This window comes from Mesorhizobium caraganae (assembly GCF_016836705.1).
Taxonomy (GTDB): Bacteria; Pseudomonadota; Alphaproteobacteria; order Rhizobiales; family Rhizobiaceae; genus Mesorhizobium; species Mesorhizobium caraganae.
Map to the genome: position 1 here is coordinate 26,139 of NZ_JAFCGY010000028.1, position 19,286 is coordinate 45,424.

The following is a 19,286-nucleotide window of genomic DNA, read 5'->3' on the forward strand; positions in this document are numbered from 1 at the left end:
GGAATGACATGAAACTCTCGCTTATCCTCACAGCCAGCGCGCTTGCGCTGATGGTCCTCTCGCCTGCGAATGCGGAAGACCTCAAGAGCATCAAAATCGCCACCGAAGGTGTCTATCCACCCTTCAACTACGTCGATGGCGGAAAACTCACCGGCTTCGACGTCGATATCGCCAATGCGCTTTGCGAGAAGGCAAAGCTCAAGTGCGAGGTCGTCACCCAGGAGTGGGACGGCATGATCCCAGGCCTCGTCGCGCACAAATACGACGCAATCGTCGCTTCGATGAACATCACCGACGAGCGCAAGAAGCAGATCGACTTCACGGCGAAATACTATGATACGCCGGCGAAGTTCATGGCGCCGAAAGAGGCCAAGGTGACCGACATCTCGCCGGCTGCGCTGAAGGGCAAGGCGATCGGCGTGCAGGGCTCGACGACCCAGCAGAATTTCCTGGAAGCCAAGTACAAGGATTCGACGATCAAGACCTACTCGACCGTCGACGATGCAAATGCCGACCTCGCGGCCGGCCGCATCGATCTCGTGCTGTCCGACAAGGTTCTCCTGGACGCCTGGCTGAAAAAATCCTCCGACGGCTCGTGCTGCGAACTGGTGGGCGACGACCTGCGCGACCCACTCTTCGGCGCCGGCAAGGGCGTCGGCGTCCGCAAGGACGATCCGGAGCTGCGGGACAAGCTTGATGCCGCCCTGAAGGAAATTCTTTCCGACGGCACCTACAAGACTATCAACGCCAAGTATTTCCCGTTCTCAATTTACTGAGACCAATTCATATGCCCGGCCAGCAATGGCCAGGCATATTGTATCCAGGAGATAATGGTGGAACTCGTTGGCCTGCTTTCTTTCGGTCCCGAAGGCTGGGGACAGCAATTGCTGGACGGCCTCTCGCTGACGATCCGGCTGGCCGTTGCGACCCTTCCGTTCGGCTTGCTTCTTGGGCTGGGCCTGGCTCTGCTGATCAATGGCCAGAACAAATGGCTCCGCGGGGCTGCAACGCTTTTTGTGACAACCTTCCGCGCGCTCCCGGAACTCCTTACCCTTTTCATCATCTTCTACGGCGGCGGCGCTCTCCTCCAGGCGGCCTCAGACCTGTTGTTCGGCCAGCCATTTGGTGAGTTCAGCGGATTCGTAGCCGGAATGATCGCGCTGGGGATCGTCTTTGCATCCTTTGCCTCAGAGACTTTTGTTGGGGCTCTGCGGGCCGTTCCGCATGGACAACACGAGGCGGCAGCAGCGCTAGGCCTGTCGAAATGGCAGACGTTTCTCACCGTCATTGGACCGCAACTTTGGCGGTTGGCTCTTCCCGGTCTCGGCAATCTTTGGTTCGTGCTGCTCAAGGACACATCGCTGGTATCCATCATTTCGCTTGCGGATCTTATGCGCCAGACCAATCTGGCTGTCGCAAACACAAAGCAGCCGCTCTTCTTCTACGCGGTGGCCTGTCTCATCTACCTTGTCATCTCAATGATTTCCTCTGGCGTGGTCAGCATCCTCGAGGCTCGATCCAACCTTCGAACTTCTCGCAAACTACGGCCCCAGGATCCTGTGGGGCCTGGTCGTCACGCTCGAGCTCGTTTTCACGTCGGCCTTGATCGGAGCGTTGCTGGCGCTTCCGCTGGCGATTGCCCGCAACGGGACGTTGGCGCCGCTCAGGCTCTTTGCCCGGGCCTACATCACCTTTTTTCGCGGCACGCCACTGCTGGGCCAGATCTTTTTGATCTATTTCGGAGCCGGACAAATGCGGGCCGAACTGACAAGTGTGGGGCTGTGGTGGTTTTTCCGCGATGCCTATTTTTGCGCCCTTTTCGCATTCACCCTGAACACGGTCGCCTATCAGGCTGAGATTCTCCGGGGAGCTCTGAGCGCCCTCCCCGCAGGTCAGGTCGAGGCGGCGAACGCACTCGGTCTCAGGCGTTCGACGACATTCTTCCAAATCCTGCTCCCACAGGCGATGATCATCGCGCTCCGACCACTCGGAAACGAATTGATCCTCTCGCTCAAATCGTCGGCTCTGGCCAGCGTCATCACGGTCCCCGAACTGATGCAGGCGACAAAGCTCGCGTTTTCCCGGTCGTTTGACTTCCAGGTCTATGTCTGGGCAGCCGTACTGTACCTGATCATGGTCGAAGGTATCCGCCGGCTGTGGGGCGCCCTTGAGCGCTATCTCACGCGCCATCTTCGACGCCGGCCGGCACCGAAGAGCCGCCCCGCGGTCGCTGCAGCGACCTAGACCAGGAGCTTCCGATGACCACCGATAATGCAAATAACTGCGCCGTGGAGTTCGACAATGTCTCCAAATGGTATGGCAAGCACCAGGTCCTCACCGACATTGCCTTCCACGTGAAGGAAGGCGAGCGGATCGTGATTGCCGGTCCGTCCGGTTCGGGCAAGTCGACGATGATCCGCTGCATCAATCAGTCGAGCAACATCAAAAGGGGCGCATCCTGGTTGAAGGGGTGGAGTTGACGCACGAGCGTAAGCAGATCGAGGCTGTGCGGCGTGAAGTCGGCATGGTGTTTCAACACTTCAATCTTTTTCCCCACAAGACCATCCTCGAAAATTGCACGCTTGCCTTGAGATCGGTCCGGGGAATGTCGCGCGCGGAGGCCAACGATGTCGCGATGGCGTTTCTTGAAAAGGTCCGCATTCCGGAGCAAGCCCAAAAATATCCGGGCGAACTGTCCGGAGGCCAGCAGCAGCGTGTGGCGATAGCGCGCTCACTAGCGATGAAACCGCGCATCATGCTCTTCGATGAGCCCACATCGGCTCTCGACCCGGAAATGATCCGCGAGGTCCTCGATGTCATGGTGAATCTCGCTGAAAGCGGAATGACCATGCTCTGTGTGACGCACGAGATGGGCTTCGCCCGCCAGGTGGCCGACCGCGTGCTGTTCATGGCGGACGGCAGGATCGTCGAGACAGCGCCGCCGGAGGAATTCTTCACCCGGCCCCGCGAGGCACGAACCCGGGCCTTTCTGCAACAGCTTTTGCACTGAGCCTTGGCCGGTCGAGGGAGGAGCAGACACGAATGACTGCACGAAAAACGCTTGTCCTGACCGGTGCAGCCGGGAACATGGGACGCGATCTCCGCCCACTGCTGCGAGGGCAGTATCTTTTGCGCAGTACTGCGCGCAAGTCGCTCGACCCCGGTCTCGACGAGACCTTCCTCCTTGGCGATCTAACGGATGCAGCCTTCTGTCGCGAGTTGGTCAGCGGCGCCGACGGCGTCCTTCATCTGGCCGGAGCGGTCGGACCCTCGCTCTCCTTCGAGGAGACATTGGACGCCAACTACCGCGCTGTCCTCAATTTGCTCGAAGCCTGCCATAGGGCGAACGTAGAGCGCTTCATCTTTGCCTCCAGCCACCATGCGGTCGGGCATAAGGCGAACGAGGTTCTCAACCATACGGCCGCCGCGGCGCCGGACGGCTACTATGGTCTGTCGAAGATCTTTGGCGAGGCGGCGTGTGCCATGTATGCCCGTCGCTACGGTCTTCGTGTCTTGAATATTCGCATCGGCAATGCCGACGCGAAAATCGTCGACGGCCGGCGCGAGCGCATTTGGCTGGCCGCCGAGGACATGGTCCAGCTGGTCCATCTCGGCATGAACCACCCGGGCCTGGGTTGCGAGACTGTCTACGGGGTTTCGAACTGCCCCACACCGATCTTTGACAACAGCCGGGCAGCAGCGCTGGGTTATCGCCCCGTCGGGCAAGCTGCCGTCAACCACGCCACGGATTTTTGCCCGTTGGGCGACCTTCCTCCAGCCGACACGGTCCATGTCGGGGGATATTTCGCCACTCTGACGCTTCCCGCCCCTGGAGGATTTGAGCGATGAAAATCACATCCGCCGAAGTCATTCTTGTCGAAATCCCGTTTGCCTTGCGCGGGACCGGGGTCGGGATCATGCCAACGGCGTGGAAGACGCTGGAGTTCGCGCTGGTGCGTCTCGAGGACGAGTTTGGCAATGTCGGCTGGGGCGAAGGCTTTGGGTACTCGCTGATCGATGCGACCAAATCGGTCATCGATCGACTGATCCTGCCAGTGCTCGTCGGAGCCGAGATCGAGGACATCCCGGCGTGGAATTCTAGAACTCAACGGCAGCTTCATATGTTCGGGCGCTACGGCGTCACGATCTTCGCTATCTCCGGCGTCGACATCGCCCTTTGGGACCTTGCCGCAAAGCGTGCCGGCAAACCACTCCATCAACTGCTCGCAGGCACGCGCGCCGTGCGAAACGAGATCCCATTTTACGCCAGCCTCGTCCGCTACGCCGAGCACGATCTGGTCGTCGATGCCTCCAAGCAGGTGCTGTCAGCGGGCTTCCATCGCATCAAGCTGCACGAAATCACATTGCCGGCAATTACGGCATGCAGAAAGACCGTCGGCCCTCATGTCGACATCTGCGTGGATGTGAATTGTGCGTGGTCAGCGGACTTCGTCGCGAAGAACCTCGCGGAGTTGAAGGCTCTTTCGCTGACTTGGCTTGAAGAGCCAATCTATCCGCCTGAAGACTTCGGCGCCCTGGCCTCACTTCGCGGCAAGGGTCTCAACATCGCAGCCGGCGAAAACTGGTGTACGAGCTTCCAGGTCGGCCAGGCGCTGAAGGCGGGCGCTGTGGACTATCTCCAACCGAGCATAACGAAAGTCGGCGGCGTATCGGAGTATCTGCGCATCGTCGACCTTGCCGACGCCTCTGGCACTACCTTGATGCCGCATTCGCCGTATTTCGGCCCGGGCTTCTACGCCTCACTCCAGGTCGCGGCGGCCCGGCCAAGCATCACCGCCCTCGAATACAACTTCGTGCAGCCCGACGCCTGGTTGGCCGATGTCGAAGGCATCCGGGACGGGGAAATGATCAAAGTGTCGGACAGGCCGGGGATCGGATTCGAACCGGATCTGGATGTCATGAAGAAATATGGTCGAACTTTGGGGAGTAGAAATCTATGAAGCCCAACAATATCCGCAAAATCTGGAACGAAGGCCAGTGCGTCCTCAACGGTTGGCTGTCGATCGCCAATTCCTTCTCGGCCGAGATCATGGCGGAGCAAGGTTATGACAGCATCGGCATAGATCTGCAGCACGGTATCGTCGACTATCAGGCAGCTGTCTCCATGCTCCAGGGAATGAGAGCGAGCAGCGTTGTTCCGCTGGTTCGCGTTCCCTGGCTCGACCCTGCCCATATCATGAAGGCGCTCGATGCCGGCGCCTATGGGGTCATCTGCCCGATGATCAACTCGCGCGCCGAGGCCGAGGCACTGGTCTCCTATATCCGATATCCTCCGAAAGGCGTCAGGAGTTTCGGCCCTTCAAGGGCTGCGATTTCAGCGGGGGCAAACTACGGCCAGGAAGCGGACGATCAGGTTGTCTGCTTCGCAATGATCGAAACCGCCGAGGCCGTTCGAAATCTTGAGGAGATCGTCTCCACACCCGGGCTCGACGGCGTCTACATCGGACCGGCCGACCTGACGATTGGTCTGACCGGCATGAGATATCCCACCGGGTTCGATCGCGAAGAGCCTAAAATGATAGAAGCGATCAAGCGAATACTGGACCGGGCCCATGCGGCAGGCATACGAGCAGCCCTGCATTGCGGCACGCCCACATATGCGGCGCGAGCCGCCGAATGGGGCTTCGATATGGTGACCGTTTCCAATGACGTCAGGCTGCTCTCGGGAGCGGCGGCGGCCAGCGTAAAGGCCTTCAGAGATGCTGTCGCGCCAACGAAATCCATCCGGGGACCGGACCCAGTAAACGGCAACAAAACTGCCTACTAGCATAGGAAGGGAATGCGATGACATCGGAAATCGCGCCGGCGCGGGTCGTCGGAAAGGGCCCTACGCGCATTATTGCTGTGACCGGCTGGATGGGCGATCATCACCTGTTCGATCCGTTCGTGCCATCCATCGATCCGACCCGTTTCAGTTTTGCGTTGCTCGACGCGAGAGGTTACGGCACCCGAATCCGAAGCGACGGGCCGTACACCGTGGAGCAGATCGCTGACGACATCATCGCCTGCGCCAACGGGCTCGGCTGGGACCGGATTCACGTTGTGGGGCATTCGATGGCGGGCATGTCTGCGCAGAGACTCCTCGTGGATGCTACAGACAGGATTTCTTCAGTTGTGCTCTTGGCTCCCGTGCCCGCTTCCGGTGCCAAAATTGACGAGCAACGCCGCCGGATGCTGCTGTCGGCAATCCACGTTCCAGAAGCGAGGCAGAAGCTGATCAACGCCAACACAGGCGGGGTCCGATCGGATGAATGGGTGGCGGACTTGTGCAGCACCAGCATTTCCGGGACCAGGCCTGATGTGCTCGAGGCCTACATGTCGTCTTGGACGGGGCCGGGCTTTGCCGAGGAAATCGGTCCTGTCAGTGTCCCTGTTCGCGTCATTATCGGCGAAATGGATCCCGGCGCCGTGCCACAGCGGCTTCGCGAGACGATCGGAGCCTGGTTCCCGAACTTCGAATTACAGGTTTTGAAGGGGTGCGGACACTATCCGATGTGGGAAGAGCCGTCGGTCCTTGCGGAAGCTCTTTTCTCAAAACTCGACTAAGTCGGGCATAAGGAGGTTTGCGTGCCCCTGTTGAAGTTTCATGTTTACAGCGGGCGGCCGCAAGAGGATCTCGCCGCGCTTGTCGATACCGCGCACGATGTCATGGTGCGCTCATTTCAAGTTCCCGAGCGTGATCGCTACCAGATTGTCCATCAGCATCCTTCGGACATGATGATCGCGCTCGATACCGGGCTCGATATTCCCCGGACAGAGCGTTTCGTTCTGGTCGAGATCGTTTCTCGCCCGCGTGGCCTGTCAGGACACTCGAATAAATGTCGGAATTCATCATCCATGTAAGAACCGTCGCCGAGTATGACGAAGACGTCGCCATCCTCGCGCGCCATGGCGGCACCCCAGCCGCCGGCGATCTCGTAGCCCATGGTCGACGAGCCCATTTCGCAGTCGAAGCCATAGGTGTCGGTGACCCGCCATCCCTTGGTCAGTTCGCCGACGATGCCGCCGGCCGAGGCGAGCACCATGTCCTTCGCATCCGCCGCCCGGTTCACGACGCCGACCACCTGCGCATAAGACGGCACGAAGGCGTTGTCAGGGGCCTGGAGTTCATCAATCAGTGCGTCCCAATTGGCCATGTCGGCCTGACCTTGTGCCAACCAATTCGGGTTCGCCCGCCACGCGCCAAGACCGGCATCGATATCAGCGAGGCCCTCGCGCACATAACCAACGACCGCAAGAGCACGGTGCTTCACAGCGTCAAAACGAGCCGTGTCGAGCGAAACGAAACGCGTTTCCGGCGAGAAGACGGTCCACGAGCCGGTAATGAAATCTTGCAGCCGCGTTCCGAGAGCAAACACCACGTCGGCACGCCCGGCGGCGGCATTGGCTGCGGCGGTTGTGGCGGGCGCCATCTCTCCTGCACGCTCTTTCGAACGCGGTCTCCGCAGCCTCAATTATTTCAGCTTAGCTTTCCCTTCTTTTGATCAGGCAATTCATCAGATGGTCGCCCTCTCAAGCGAAAGAGTGGCTTCCATGCAAGGCATCCAGGACTCTGGCGTGAAGAGCCGTATTGGCCACCGCGACGATACCACCGCCGCGCTCCGCGGGGCCCCCATCCCATCCGGTAACAACTCCGCCAGCCTGCTCGATGATCGGGATCAAGGCGACGATGTCATATGGTTGAAGCCCGGCCTCGACGACGATGTCGATTTGACCGGCGGCAAGCATGCAATAGGCATAGCAGTCAGTGCCGTAACGGGAGAGGCGGACCTGCCGTTCCAACCGATGGAAGGAGGCCCGCTGCGCAGGTTCAAAAATCACTGGGGTCGTCGTGAAGAGCGTCGCTTCGGACAGGTCTTCCGTCGCACGGGTCGCGAGCTGTCCCTGGCCGTGCGGCCCTTCATAGTGCGTGCCGTCGCCGGTCGCATAGAACAGCTCGCCTATGAAGGGCTGCGCCATCATTCCGGCAACCGCACCGCCATCCTCCATCAGTCCAACGAGCGTTCCCCAAAGCGGGATGCCGGAAATAAAGGAGCGCGTGCCATCGATTGGATCCACGACCCAGACATGCTTGGCTTCAACCCCTTCCGCACCAAACTCCTCGCCAAGAACGCCGTGTTCCGGATACTCCGCTTTGATCAGTTCCCTTATAGCCTTCTCCGTCTCACGGTCGGCTTCCGTTACTGGATCGAAACCGGCGGCAAACTTGTTGGCGACAAGGCCAGGCAGCCGGAACCGGGGCAGCGCCTCGCGCGCGGCCACTTCGGCAACGCGGCGGAGGAACGCTGGAGAAATCATGCTCTTAGCGTTTTGCATTCCGTCAGACCGCCTTCAGCCACATTGACCAGCGGGGATCGCTCATCATGAAGCGTGCCCGCATGTGCTTCCAGAAGCCGTATTTGAAGAAATCGAAATCGAGGCGTGAGACCCTGTTCTGCACCATCGCCCATGTCGACCACTTCAAGTCGACAAGCGCCTTGAACAGCGAAACCCGCGCCAGCACGGCCTGATCGACGTGCCCATAATATTCCTCGATCAGTTCGGCCTCGATCTCTGGCGAGAAGCACATCTCGACAAACCAGAGTGCCAGCTCGGCGGCACGATCGTTGGTCGAGGCATATTCGAAATCGACAAGCATGACGCGCCGATCGACATGAAGCAGGAAATTACCGGCGAGTGTATCGTTCATGCAGGGCGCCAGGTCGAGGCCAGACGCTTCCAGCGCCTGCCGCGCCTCGCGATAGCGTGCATTGAGCCAGCCGAAATCGCTCGGGAACTCCCCGCCCAACACCAAGGCCTGCTGGAAATGTTCGTCGATCATATTGAAAGTGGTCTTTTGTTGTGAAAGTTGAGGGCTGTCATTGAAGGCTTTCAGTGCGCGAAGACCGTTGAGCCGCACAACTGGATCGAGGAAATCTGCATTGGTTGATGTTCTTAGGCCTTCAACGAACTCGCTGATCTCAACGCCCGTGTTCGGAAAAAAGTGGAATATGCGGGCGCCGACACCCGCCGCGTGCGCGTTGCGACCGGCTTCATTCGCGGTCCTTCGGTCGATGAACATCTCAGTCCCCTCGCCTGGGATCTTGACGAAGAAACGATGCGGGGCGCCTGCAACTTCGACGCGCCAGTTTGGATTGCTGATGCCGCCGGGCACGGGCTCATAGCAGGCCTCGCGGCCCCGCCAGGCCGAAACGGCCAGAATCGCCCGCTCGATTGCGCCTTCTTCCGAAGATGTGCCTTCCCCCAACCTGCGTCTCATCGGCACCTCGCTTAGACCCGCTTTAGCCACATGTCGAAGCGCGGTCCCTCAACCACGGTCCGCGCCCTCAGAAGCCGCCATTCGGCATATTTGAAGAACTCGACATGCTTGCGCGGAGAGCGGGCAGCGCTGATGAAACCCCACAGCGCCCACATGAGATCATCCGCCGCTCCGTAGAGGCGCGCCCGCGCCAGCACCTGTGCATCTGGCCTTCCAGTGGCCATCTCGATCGCCAGAAGTGCCTCGCCGTCGAAGGGAAGCAGTTCGGCCAGAACGGTTCCGAGATCGTGCGCGGGGTCCGCCTGGCGCGCCCACTCGAAATCGACCAGCCTAACTGCATGGTCGTGCCCGACCATAACGTTGGACGATACTCCGTCCGCATGACAGGGAACGGCGTCGACGCCCGCGGCGGCAATGGCCTCGGCGATGCGCTCGACAGCGGCCGAGACGGTGAGGACCGGCGCGGGAAGGATTACGTCCGGAGCATCGGCCAGTTGGCGATAGCCGGCAACCAAATCGAAAACGCTCCGGGTTTCCCGTAGCGGCGCAGCCTTGTGAAAGATACGCTTTGCCTTGAGCAGGTTCTCGAGGACCTGAGGCCGGCGCAGGACATCCGCGCGCCCCCAGGCCCATTCATCGCCGAGCGCCTCAAAAACCAGGATTGCGTTGACCGGATCGGCATGCAGCAGTCGCGGCGCGATGTCGAGCTCACCCGCTTTGCGGCTGGCCTCCGCCGCGTGCTCGGCCATGATGAAATGCGCCATGTCGGCGCGCCGGCGTTTGACGAAGACCGGCTGACGGCCGTCCAGGAAGGCAAAGCAGCAATGGTTCTCCACGGCCCGGTGGATTGGCGACACGACGCCGCTGATTTCAGGTGAGAGGACCGCGCCGGCAAGACCGATCGCGTCAAGCGCGGCCCTGACTGCGCTATCGTCCTGCATCGTACTCTCCCTCCACCAGGCGTCGCAGCGCCGCTTTGAGGACAGTCACCCCGGCTTCCACGTCTTCCTGTTCCGTGAACTCATCGGGATGATGGGCGATGCCGCCGACACTCGGAATGAACAAAAGCGCGGAAGGAATGCCGCTGTTTTGCAACGCGACTGCATCGTGCCCGGCAACCGATCGCATCATCAGTGGAACAAAACCGCAGGCTTGCGCCGCGCTGTCGACGATCTCCAAGAGCCGACGATCCATGCTGGCTGGTGCCCTTAGCGTGTCGGCCACGACCTCCAGGCGCGTGCCCGTATCCGCGGCGGCCTTCTCGAATGCCGCCAACGCCACCTGGCCAGCCGTATGGAGTTCTTCAATGTCAGGGCCGCGCAATTCGAACCACACGCTCGCCCGTTCGACCACCACGTTCGGCGAGTTCGGCTCTATGACGATGCGCGCGGCTGACCGCTGCAGATGGTGATGGCGTGCCGCGATTAAAGTTTCAAAGGCGGCGATGCCTTGCGCGGCGGCCAGAAGAGCATCACGGCGATCCGACATAGGCGTCGGGCCGGTATGCGCGGCTCGGCCGATCCATCTGACGGTTATCTTTCGCGCCGCCCACGTTCCCTCGACTATTCCGGTTTGGCGGCCCGCCTCGATAAGCTTCCGTCCCTGCTCGACGTGAAGTTCCACATAGGCTTCGGGGCGCGGCGGCACGGCACCGCTATCGCCATCAATGCCAATTGCGGCGAGAGCGTCCCGCAGGCTGGTAGCAGAACCGTCCCGAAGGCCTAGTGCCTCATGGAGAGAGAGGGCACCGGAGAAAACGGCGCTCCCCGTCAGGCTCGGCTGGAAACGAGCGCCTTCTTCATTTGTCCAATTCAAAATTGCCAGGTTCCGGCCTGGCTTGAATTGGCCGGTTCGAACCTCCTCATGGAGATCCAGCGCCACGGAGCCGGCGGCAAGCACGCCCAGCGTTCCGTCGAAGCGGCCGCCTCGTGGCTGCGTGTCCAGGTGAGAGCCCGCAAAAATCCAGGGCGCATTCTGGCCCGCCCACTCGAAGCAGGCGAACTGGTTGCCAACTGCATCGTGCGTGACCCGAGCGCCACCCTGTGCCATCCATTCAGCGAAGGCGCGCCGTGCCACTCCGTCCTCGGCGCTCGCCGCCAAGCGCGTGACGCCCTCTCCCGGCTGGCTGCCGATAGCGGAAATCTGATCGAAGATGGCGGTAAGATCCGGTCCCGGTCGCGTCCCGGTGCTAAGCATGGATGATCTCTAATTCTTCAGCCCGGACCGCTCCAAAGATGTTTTCCGGCGGACGCCGATCGGTGACGAGCGTGTTTACGCCTCCAAATGGGGCCGTGATCACGTTGCCAACTTTACCGAATTTCGAATGATCGGCGATCACGACGCTATGGGCGGTCTGCTTGAGGAGCACCTGGCGGATACGCGCCTCGTCCTCCTCGAAATCCATGAAGCCGTAGTCCGCGTTGATGGCGGCGGCCCCCATGAAGACCATGTCGAAGTGGAACTGCTGGATGTATGAGATCGTCTCGTAGCCAACGAGATCCTGCTCTATCGGACGCAAGCTTCCGGGCGTCATCTGTACCCGCACGCCGAAATGTTCGCAGGCTGCTTGAGCGATCCGCAGCGAATTGGTGTAAAGCTTAAGCTTCTTGAAGCCGACGAGGCGGCGGGCGAGCGCCAGCGTTGTCGTGCCCGTATCGAGGAAAATGACGCAATCGTCGCTGATCAGCCCGCGCGCCATACCCGCGACCTCGTCCTTCTCAAGCGCGTTGAATTGGATACGCTCGGTGATCGGAGTGTCCGCGGTGCGGCCCGCCGGAATGGCGCCTCCATGCACCCGCCGCACGGTACCCTCGGCTTCGAGATCCTTCAGATCCCGCCGGATTGTTTCACCCGAAACTTTGAATTCCGCCGAAAGCTCGAGCACGCTGACGCGCTGGTCGCGACCAAGCCGCTCAAGGATGACTTCCTTGCGGACCTCACTCGACATCGGCGGTCTCCTTCTCATGCCTGTGCAGGCAGGCGGCGTAGTTGCCGCCGGCAAGCGCGAGCAGCGGCGGGTCGGTCTTCTGGCAATCGTTCTCAGCGCGCGGGCAGCGCGAACGGAACGAACAGCCAAGCGGCAGGTCGATCGGGCTCGGCGGCTCGCCGTCAAGCAGGTAGCGCGTATGCGGGAAATGATTGTGTTCCAGCGTCGGCATGGCGCTCAGCAGCGCGCGCGTATAGGGATGATGTGGTTGTTCGAACAGGGTCGTATTATCCGCGAGTTCGACGATGCGTCCAAGATACATGACGGCTATACGGTGGCACATGCGGCGCACAAGCGCGAGATCGTGCGAGATGAACACGTAGGAAAACCCGTAGGTCGCCTGAAGCCGGTTGAAGAGATCGAGAAGTTCCGCCTGCTCCACCTGGTCGAGCGCCGACAGCGTCTCATCGAGGATCAGCAGGCGCGGCCTTAGCACCAGCGCTCGGGCGATGTTTATGCGCTGGCGTTGACCGGCACTGAGGCCCACCGGCAGCCGGTGGGCAAGTTCGGCATCGAGCCCTACCTCGATCATTGCTTCCTGAGCGCGCCGCGCGGCTTCAGCTCTATCGAAGCCGTGTATCAGGAGCGGCTCCTCGATCATTCGCAAAAGCGGCATGCCGGCCGGAAGGGAGCCATAGGGATCCTGCAAGAGGAGTTGGAACGACTTGCGCATCTCGGTGAGCGAGTGCGCGGAAAGATGCGAGAGATCCTTGCCGAGAAAGGCGATACGGCCGCCGTCCGGCTGTTCCAGCCAGGCAAGAAGCCGGGTCAGGGTCGACTTGCCGCAACCGCTCTCGCCGACAATGCCGAAGTTTTCTCCGGCCTTGACTGTGAAGGAGACGCCCCGCACCGCCTGGACTTGGTTATAGGCGTTGAACGAACCACGCCGGCGCACGAAATAGGTACGGACCACATTGTCCACCTTGAGCACAGCCTCGCCGTCCGTCGCGGTCGGTGCCATTACATCCTTCCAGATTGGTGGAATGCGGGAGAGCAGGGTGCGCGTATAGGGTTGTCGCGGGTTTGCCGCAAGCTCTGACGTCAGTCCCTGTTCGACGATTTGGCCGCGCTGCATCACCAGCGTGCGCTCTGCCAGTTGCGCCACCACCGGCAACGACGAGGAGATGAACAGGAAGGCCGTGTTGAGGCTCTGCCGTAGACCATCGATAAGGCGAATGATCTGCGCAGCGACCGTCACGTCAAGCGGCTGAGTGATGTTGTCGGCGATCACAAGCGAGGGGTCGGAGACGAGCGCGTCAACGATCATGACACGCTGCATCATGCCGCCCGAGAACTGGAACGGCGCCTCATGGAAGCGTGCGCTTGGCGAGGGGATACGGACGCGGCCGAAGAAGTCGAGGACTCTGTCGCGCGCCTCGGCTCGGCCGATCTCCGGCTGGACCGAACGCAGCTTTTCGACAATCTGCTGGCCGATCGGCAGCCGCGGGTCGAGCGATCCCATCGGGTTCGCCCCGATAAAACCGATACGATTGCCGCGCACTCGGGCAAGGGCGCGCGGGTCCAGGGAGAGGATGTCCCGCCCTTCGAAGACGACCTTGCCCGAGACGATTTCCAGGGGCGGAGCGATCGCGCGTACCAGTGCGCGGGCCAGGACGGACTTGCCAGAGCCTGCCTCACCGACGAGGCCGAGAACTTCGCCTGGTTGCAAGGCGAAGCTGACATTGTCGACGATGCGCTTGATCCTGCCCTCCCGTTGGAGGTCAACGCCGAGATTGGAGACGGCAAGGATGGGGTCGCTCATCATGCTTCTCCTCTCAGCACCGCGTTGCGCGCGCGCTCGAGGGCCGAACCCATCAAGTTGAGGCAAGTGAGCGACACCAGCATGAAAAGGCCCGGCATGGTGGCGATCCACCACGCATTGAGCAGATATTTGCGCGCATCCGCGATCACGTTGCCGAAGGTGGGCGTCGGCGGCTGCACGCCAAGACCGAGAAAGCCCAGAATGGATTCGAAGATCATCATTCGGGCGATATCGAGCACGGCGACGAAGGCGATCGGCGGCAACACGACGGGCGCGACGAAGAGCACCATGATCCTGAGATCCGATGCGCCCAGCACCCGCTCGCCGAGCACATAGCCACGATTGCGCTCGCCGAGCGCCACGGACCGGGCGACGCGGGCATAAAGCGGCCAGCCGGACAGACCGAGCACGAGAATGATGGCCGGCACGGTCGGGCGGGAGACGCCAAGGATGGTAATCGCAAGGATGATCATCGGGATCGAGAGTTGCGCGTCCGTCAGCCGCATGATCACGGCATCCACCCAGCCGCCGCGAAAGCCGGCATAAAGACCAAGGCTGCACCCGACGATGAACATAAGGATCACCGTGGTTAGACCGATGAGAAGGGAATAGCGCAGGCCCACCAAACAGCGCATCAGGACGTCGCGACCGAGTTGATCCGTGCCGAGCAGATAGGGCCATCGCCACCCCTCTGCCGGAAACGGTGGCAGCAGCTTGGAACTGTAGGCAATCTTGATCGGGTCGATCGGGCTGATCAATGGCAGCAAGAACGAAAGCCCGACGAGCAGGACGAAACCGACAAAGCCGATGCGGAAGTCCATGCGCCCGACGGCGATCTGGAGCATGCGGCGAGTCGGCGTGAGACCGCGTCTTGCAACGGTGCGTGGGGCGGCGCCCTGCTGAACGATATCGCTCACATCAGTACTCCAGCCTCGGGTCGATGGTCATCGCGATCAGGTCGACGAGGATGTTGATCGCCACGAACATCACGGAAATGAAGATCGCTATTCCCTGGATCAGCGGGAAATCGCGCTGCAGTACGGCATTGATCGTCAGGAGACCGAGACCGGGGTAGTCAAAGATGAACTCGACGACGAGAACACCGCCGAGCAACATACCCAATTGGACGCCGAGCAGGTTGACGAGAGGGATCGCCGCGTTGCCGAGCGCATGCAACAGGACCGTGCGGCTGCGTGTGAGGCCCCGGATCGGCGCAATCTGTATAAATTCCTCGCGCATCACTTGCGCCACCGACACGGTGAGCGTGCGCAAAATGAAAGGGATGATCTCTACAGCCAGCACGATTGCCGGCAGGATCGTGTAGCTGAAACCGCGATAGCCTATAGCCGGAAGCAGCTTCAATTTTACGGAAAGAAACAACGTCAACACGATGCCGAGCCAGAAGTTCGGTGTCGACACGCAGATCGACCCGAGGCCGAGCGCGAGCTTGTCCGGCCAGCGTCCAGGATGAAGGCCGCCGAGCGTGCCGAGCGGCACGGCCACCGACAAAGCAATGGCAAGCGAGAGGGCCGCGAGTTGGAGCGTCATCGGCAGCGTGCCAAGAATGAGATCGAGAACCTTGGCGCGGTCCTCCCTCGTGGAGTCGTCGAAGGCTGAACCGCCGAGACTGGCGCCGCTCTTTGGACGGACGAAGGACGTGCCGAGATCGCCCGTCGCGAGATCTGAAAGGTAAGACAGGAATTGGATCGGAATGGGTCGGTCAAGTCCCAACTCCTTCGCCTTCATGGCAACCACGGCGTCGGGGGCCATGCCGCCGACGATAAGCCGCGCAGGGTCTCCCGGCACCACACGCAGCAGCGTGAAGATGATGAAGATGACGAGCAGGATGATCAGGCTCCCCTGCAGGAGCCTTCTCAACAAGAACGACAGAACGAACATCGGGTTCTCCTTGACCCCAGAGCGCGGCCGCGATCTCGCGCGGCCGCAGTTCGCAAATCAGGCCAGAGTCGACTTGTTCGCGTCCATCATGCCGTTGGGATAGAAGTACATGCCGTCCAACCCATTGCGCATGGCGTGAATGAAGACGGACGTGAACAAGGACAGTGACGGCACCTTGTCGGCCAGCATTGGCATGACCTCGTTCTGGATCACTGCCTTTCGCTGCGCGGGATCCAGGGTGTTGCGCTCCTTGTCCAAGACTGCGTCCAGCTCTTTGTCCTCGATGCCGCAGATGCGCTTGGAGCTCGAATGGAAGTGGGTGCGCAGCACCAGATCGGGCTCGGGCGAACCTGTCGACCACCCGCAGTCAATCATGTGGCCGGGACCGCCGCCTGGCCGATCGTAGAGCCGCTCATTCCAGGCCGCAACCTCCATGACATTCAGCTTCACCGGGAACCCTTGGTCCTGGAGCATGGACGTGATGACCTCGCCATATTCCTTGGTCTTGGGATAGAAGCCGACCGAAGTGATGTATTCGAGTTCAGGCAGGCCCTGCCCTTTCGGGAAACCGGCTTCAGCCAGGAGTTTCTGGCATTGATCCGGATCGAATTTGGGGTAGTTCGGCGTGTCGACATAGCCGAACTTGACGGGCGATATCCAGGCATTGGAGGGGTGGCCCGAGACGCCGAGGATGTCGAGAATCACGGACCGGTCGATGGCATGGGCTGCTGCCTGGCGCAGCCGGACGTCGTTGAAGGGCGGCTTGGAGCAACGGAACCAGAGGTACTTGTTCTCGACCGACACCGCCTTGTGCAGCTTGAAGCCGCCGGCGTCCTCGATCGTCTTGACCTGCTCGGCTTCGAGGCGCTCGATGAGATCGGCTTCGCCGTTCAACAGCGCGAGCGTGCGCGTCGTCGCATCGCCGTTGAAGCTGAAGTTTATACCCGGAATGGTTGGCTTTCCGAGGTAGAAACCGTCGAAGGCTTCAAGAACGGTGGTATTGCCGTCCTGCTTCACGAACTTGAAACCGCCGGTGCCGTTCGGCCGGGCCGAAAGCGCCTTCTTGTCCGCAACGTCCTTCGCCGACATGATCGGCAGGAAGGCCGAGAGAAACCAGAAAAGGCTCGCGGGGTAGCCTGCCTTGTCGGTCTTGACGCGCGCGACATGCTCGCTGACGACTTCGACCTCGCAGGGACCTGGATACCATGCCGCCGGCCGGTCGGGCTGGCTGGCGTATTCGAAAGTCGCCTTCACGTCCTCGGCGCCGAACGGCTTGCCGTCGTGGAAAGTCACACCCTCGCGCAGCTTGAATTCGAGCGTGTGCTCGTCGATCAGCTTCATGTCGGTCGCCAGTTCCATGACCAGCTCGTCGGACTTGCCCGGCTCCATCGGCGCCCGTGTGAGATAGCCGAATACGAAGCTCTCGAGATTGATCTGGGCCAACGTCGTGTGGGAGGATGGATCCCAATTGCCGGTCAGGTTTTCGGCCGACAGGAAATTGAGGACCTTTCCCGCCGCGGCATGTGCCGGGTCGACCAGGAAGGACGTGTTGAGTACGGGCAAACCGGCCGCCACGCCGGCAAGCGCCGAACTTTTCAGAAATGTTCTCCTGCTGAATTCCATAATGATATCTCCTCATTTGGATTGCTGGATGTTCCCCGCTCCGCTTTGCCGCCAGCACCGACAAGTGGAGGTACGTTTTTCTTGAAGAGGTGGTCTTCGGCCTGCTGGCAGAACGCCATGACAAGCGCATCTGCATGGCGCCGGCCCACGACCTGCAGGCCAACCGGCAGTCTGTTTGCCGTCAGGCCGCACGGCAGCGAGGCCGCGGGGTTGCCCGACAGGTTGAAAGGGTACGTGAAGGGCGTCCAACCGGTCCAGGCGAGCACCTGTGACGGCGAATTGAAGCCTTCCGGCGTCTCGCGATCTGCGGCAAAGGGCTCAACCGGAACTGTAGGCAGAAGCAGCAGGTCGATATTCTCGAAGAGCGCGTGCACGCTTCCGGCAAATTCGGCCCGCGCTTTCGCCGCCGACAGATAGTCCGCAAGGGCATACTGCGCCGACGCCTCGACGAGGCGTCGAAACCCGCTGCCGAAATCGGAGAGGTCGGCCTGGGCACCATAGGCGACACCGCGGCCGGCAACCCAGAGCGTCTCGAAGATCCGGATCGGATCCTCCCAGTCGAGAGAGACCGGGCGAACGTCGATGCCGAGTTCGCGCGCAAGCACGCCAACTGCATCGCGCACGGCGCGGTCGACCTCGCGCGCAACCGGAAAGCCGAACAGGCTCGGCGCAAAGCCAATGCGTAGCGACTGCATTGAATGCATGTCGGCATAGTTGGCGCCATCGTCTGGCAGGGCCTGATGGTCTCGTGGATCGGGCCCCTTCGCGACATTGAACAGCAGCGCGCTGTCCTTGGCTGAAAGACTCATCGGTCCGGCATGCGACAGCGTCTCGGTCGCGCTCCACGGCCAGGTTGGAACGCGCCCCAGCGACCCCTTCATGGCGAAGATGCCGCAAAAGGCCGCCGGGATACGCACCGAACCACCACCATCGGATCCCAATGTGAAGGGGACCATCCTGGCGCCAAGCGCGGCGCCGGACCCCGAGCTGGAACCGCCGCTTGTGAGCTCTGGATTCCAAGGGTTGCGGGTCGGCCCGTAGAATTCGGAGTTACCCGAACCGGACCATCCCATTTCGGTGGTCGTCGTCTTTCCGATCATGATTGAGCCGGCGTCGATCATCCGTTGGACGATCGGCGCCGTCGCCTTGGGAGCGAAATTTCGGTAGGGGGCGGAGCCGCGCTGGCAGAGGCGACCCGACACGAAGAAGAGGTCTTTGACGCCCATGGGAATTCCGTGGAGAGGGCCACGCAGACGGCCCTGCGCCGCCTCCCGATCGCAGGCGCGAGCTTCATCCAGCGCCTCCTCCTCGAACACCTGACTGAAGGCGTTGAGGATAGGGTTCAGTCGCCTGATGCGCGCCAGGCTCTCCTGGACCAGCGACTCGGACGTGAGACTGCCGGAAGAGATTGCTGCGCTTAGTGAAAGAACTGAAAAATCCACAGGCGACGTCCTCTTTGGCATGTATGTGGATTTATGTTGATATTTTGGACTTGTCAACAGGATCGCTGCGCATCTGCAACATTTCGCATGTTCGGGTATCGCCTGTTTGCGAATGTTTGGCTTCGTCGCTTGCGACCCTGAAGGCCGGAAGTTCCGAGCGCTGAACGGGATGGTTGAGCGCGTCTCAATAATCTTGCTATATGCAGGTTATATAATCATCTTTTGGCAATCGCAGATGATTTCGAGACCCGGCAAATTCTTGGGCGGCCGATGCCAGGGAAAGGCCTGTCCATC

At 60.9% G+C, this 19,286-nt stretch carries 17 protein-coding genes and 3 pseudogenes; 9 read left to right on the plus strand and 11 right to left on the minus strand.

Annotated elements, in window-relative coordinates; all coding sequences use genetic code 11:
- Positions 1-8 precede the first annotated feature (8 nt).
- The 9 genes and pseudogenes from JQK88_RS28665 (at position 9) to JQK88_RS36520 (ending at position 6,864) form a co-directional block, all read left to right on the plus strand.
- Positions 9-776 (plus strand): transporter substrate-binding domain-containing protein, encoded by a 768-nt coding sequence (locus JQK88_RS28665; protein WP_192251738.1) that lies wholly within the window; start codon positions 9-11, stop codon positions 774-776.
- Positions 777-830: 54 nt separating this feature from the next.
- Positions 831-1,505, plus strand: a pseudogene (locus JQK88_RS28670) (ABC transporter permease); the annotation flags it as partial.
- Positions 1,506-1,602: 97 nt separating this feature from the next.
- On the plus strand, positions 1,603-2,244 hold the full coding sequence (locus JQK88_RS28675; RefSeq protein ID WP_246750083.1) for an ABC transporter permease: 642 nt from the start codon (positions 1,603-1,605) through the stop codon (positions 2,242-2,244).
- Positions 2,245-2,258: 14 nt separating this feature from the next.
- Positions 2,259-3,010: pseudogene (locus JQK88_RS28680) on the plus strand (amino acid ABC transporter ATP-binding protein).
- A 32-nt stretch (positions 3,011-3,042) separates the two neighbouring features.
- Entirely contained in the window at positions 3,043-3,849 is an 807-nt protein-coding gene (locus JQK88_RS28685; protein ID WP_203280192.1) for an NAD-dependent epimerase/dehydratase family protein, read from the plus strand.
- Positions 3,846-4,961 carry a mandelate racemase/muconate lactonizing enzyme family protein gene (locus tag JQK88_RS28690; RefSeq protein ID WP_192251721.1) on the plus strand — a complete coding sequence of 372 codons (1,116 nt, stop codon included), beginning with the start codon at positions 3,846-3,848 and terminating at the stop codon, positions 4,959-4,961. The genes JQK88_RS28685 and JQK88_RS28690 overlap by 4 nt, the downstream gene beginning before the upstream one ends.
- Positions 4,958-5,788 carry an HpcH/HpaI aldolase family protein gene (locus JQK88_RS28695; RefSeq protein ID WP_203280193.1) on the plus strand — a complete coding sequence of 277 codons (831 nt, stop codon included), beginning with the start codon at positions 4,958-4,960 and terminating at the stop codon, positions 5,786-5,788. The genes JQK88_RS28690 and JQK88_RS28695 overlap by 4 nt, the downstream gene beginning before the upstream one ends.
- A 17-nt stretch (positions 5,789-5,805) precedes the next feature.
- Positions 5,806-6,567 (plus strand): alpha/beta fold hydrolase, encoded by a 762-nt coding sequence (locus JQK88_RS28700; RefSeq protein WP_192251715.1) that lies wholly within the window; start codon positions 5,806-5,808, stop codon positions 6,565-6,567.
- A gap of 21 nt (positions 6,568-6,588) precedes the next feature.
- Positions 6,589-6,864 (plus strand): tautomerase family protein, encoded by a 276-nt coding sequence (locus tag JQK88_RS36520; RefSeq protein WP_312037343.1) that lies wholly within the window; start codon positions 6,589-6,591, stop codon positions 6,862-6,864.
- On the opposite strand, the pseudogene JQK88_RS28705 reads toward JQK88_RS36520, so the two are convergent.
- From JQK88_RS28705 to JQK88_RS28755, 11 genes and pseudogenes are all read right to left on the minus strand, one after another.
- A pseudogene (locus JQK88_RS28705) lies at positions 6,849-7,433 on the minus strand (thiamine pyrophosphate-dependent enzyme); the annotation flags it as partial. The gene JQK88_RS36520 and the pseudogene JQK88_RS28705 overlap by 16 nt on opposite strands.
- Positions 7,434-7,533: 100 nt before the next feature.
- Complete coding sequence (hisN, locus tag JQK88_RS28710; protein ID WP_203280195.1) at positions 7,534-8,337, minus strand: histidinol-phosphatase; 804 nt, start codon at positions 8,335-8,337, stop codon at positions 7,534-7,536.
- A 4-nt stretch (positions 8,338-8,341) separates the two neighbouring features.
- Positions 8,342-9,280 carry a choline/ethanolamine kinase family protein gene (locus JQK88_RS28715; protein ID WP_203280196.1) on the minus strand — a complete coding sequence of 313 codons (939 nt, stop codon included), beginning with the start codon at positions 9,278-9,280 and terminating at the stop codon, positions 8,342-8,344.
- Between the two features lie 11 nt (positions 9,281-9,291).
- Positions 9,292-10,221, minus strand: coding sequence for a phosphotransferase (locus tag JQK88_RS28720; RefSeq protein WP_192251708.1), 930 nt, complete (start codon positions 10,219-10,221; stop codon positions 9,292-9,294).
- Positions 10,208-11,476, minus strand: a complete 1,269-nt coding sequence (locus JQK88_RS28725; RefSeq protein ID WP_192251706.1) for a Zn-dependent hydrolase — start codon at positions 11,474-11,476, stop codon at positions 10,208-10,210. The genes JQK88_RS28720 and JQK88_RS28725 overlap by 14 nt, the downstream gene beginning before the upstream one ends.
- The gene (locus tag JQK88_RS28730) at positions 11,469-12,227 is read right to left on the minus strand and encodes a DeoR/GlpR family DNA-binding transcription regulator (RefSeq protein WP_203280197.1); all 759 of its coding nucleotides are present in this window, start codon (positions 12,225-12,227) and stop codon (positions 11,469-11,471) included. The genes JQK88_RS28725 and JQK88_RS28730 overlap by 8 nt, the downstream gene beginning before the upstream one ends.
- On the minus strand, positions 12,217-14,028 hold the full coding sequence (locus tag JQK88_RS28735) for a dipeptide ABC transporter ATP-binding protein (RefSeq protein ID WP_192251700.1): 1,812 nt from the start codon (positions 14,026-14,028) through the stop codon (positions 12,217-12,219). The genes JQK88_RS28730 and JQK88_RS28735 overlap by 11 nt, the downstream gene beginning before the upstream one ends.
- A complete protein-coding gene (locus JQK88_RS28740; RefSeq protein ID WP_376740464.1) occupies positions 14,028-14,936 on the minus strand; it encodes an ABC transporter permease in 909 nt (302 codons plus the stop codon). The genes JQK88_RS28735 and JQK88_RS28740 overlap by 1 nt, the downstream gene beginning before the upstream one ends.
- Before the next feature lie 10 nt (positions 14,937-14,946).
- Positions 14,947-15,927: an ABC transporter permease gene (locus JQK88_RS28745; RefSeq protein WP_203280198.1), complete on the minus strand. Its 981-nt coding sequence runs from the start codon at positions 15,925-15,927 to the stop codon at positions 14,947-14,949.
- A gap of 57 nt (positions 15,928-15,984) precedes the next feature.
- Complete coding sequence (locus JQK88_RS28750) at positions 15,985-17,550, minus strand: ABC transporter substrate-binding protein (RefSeq protein WP_203280199.1); 1,566 nt, start codon at positions 17,548-17,550, stop codon at positions 15,985-15,987.
- Positions 17,523-18,992, minus strand: coding sequence for an amidase (locus JQK88_RS28755; protein WP_203280200.1), 1,470 nt, complete (start codon positions 18,990-18,992; stop codon positions 17,523-17,525). Before JQK88_RS28755 ends, JQK88_RS28750 begins: the two co-directional genes overlap by 28 nt.
- Positions 18,993-19,286 lie beyond the last annotated feature (294 nt).

Bases quoted from the DNA above. Each gene is read 5' to 3' on its own strand.
- JQK88_RS28665 (WP_192251738.1), top strand. From the start codon at position 9: ATGAAACTCTCGCTTATCCTCACAGCCAGCGCGCTTGCGCTGATGGTC.
- JQK88_RS28685 (WP_203280192.1), top strand. From the start codon at position 3,043: ATGACTGCACGAAAAACGCTTGTCCTGACCGGTGCAGCCGGGAACATG.
- JQK88_RS28690 (WP_192251721.1), top strand. From the start codon at position 3,846: ATGAAAATCACATCCGCCGAAGTCATTCTTGTCGAAATCCCGTTTGCC.
- JQK88_RS28695 (WP_203280193.1), top strand. From the start codon at position 4,958: ATGAAGCCCAACAATATCCGCAAAATCTGGAACGAAGGCCAGTGCGTC.
- JQK88_RS28700 (WP_192251715.1), top strand. From the start codon at position 5,806: ATGACATCGGAAATCGCGCCGGCGCGGGTCGTCGGAAAGGGCCCTACG.
- hisN (WP_203280195.1), bottom strand. From the start codon at position 8,337: ATGCAAAACGCTAAGAGCATGATTTCTCCAGCGTTCCTCCGCCGCGTT.
- JQK88_RS28715 (WP_203280196.1), bottom strand. From the start codon at position 9,280: ATGAGACGCAGGTTGGGGGAAGGCACATCTTCGGAAGAAGGCGCAATC.
- JQK88_RS28720 (WP_192251708.1), bottom strand. From the start codon at position 10,221: ATGCAGGACGATAGCGCAGTCAGGGCCGCGCTTGACGCGATCGGTCTT.
- JQK88_RS28725 (WP_192251706.1), bottom strand. From the start codon at position 11,476: ATGCTTAGCACCGGGACGCGACCGGGACCGGATCTTACCGCCATCTTC.
- JQK88_RS28730 (WP_203280197.1), bottom strand. From the start codon at position 12,227: ATGTCGAGTGAGGTCCGCAAGGAAGTCATCCTTGAGCGGCTTGGTCGC.
- JQK88_RS28735 (WP_192251700.1), bottom strand. From the start codon at position 14,028: ATGAGCGACCCCATCCTTGCCGTCTCCAATCTCGGCGTTGACCTCCAA.
- JQK88_RS28745 (WP_203280198.1), bottom strand. From the start codon at position 15,927: ATGTTCGTTCTGTCGTTCTTGTTGAGAAGGCTCCTGCAGGGGAGCCTG.
- JQK88_RS28750 (WP_203280199.1), bottom strand. From the start codon at position 17,550: ATGGAATTCAGCAGGAGAACATTTCTGAAAAGTTCGGCGCTTGCCGGC.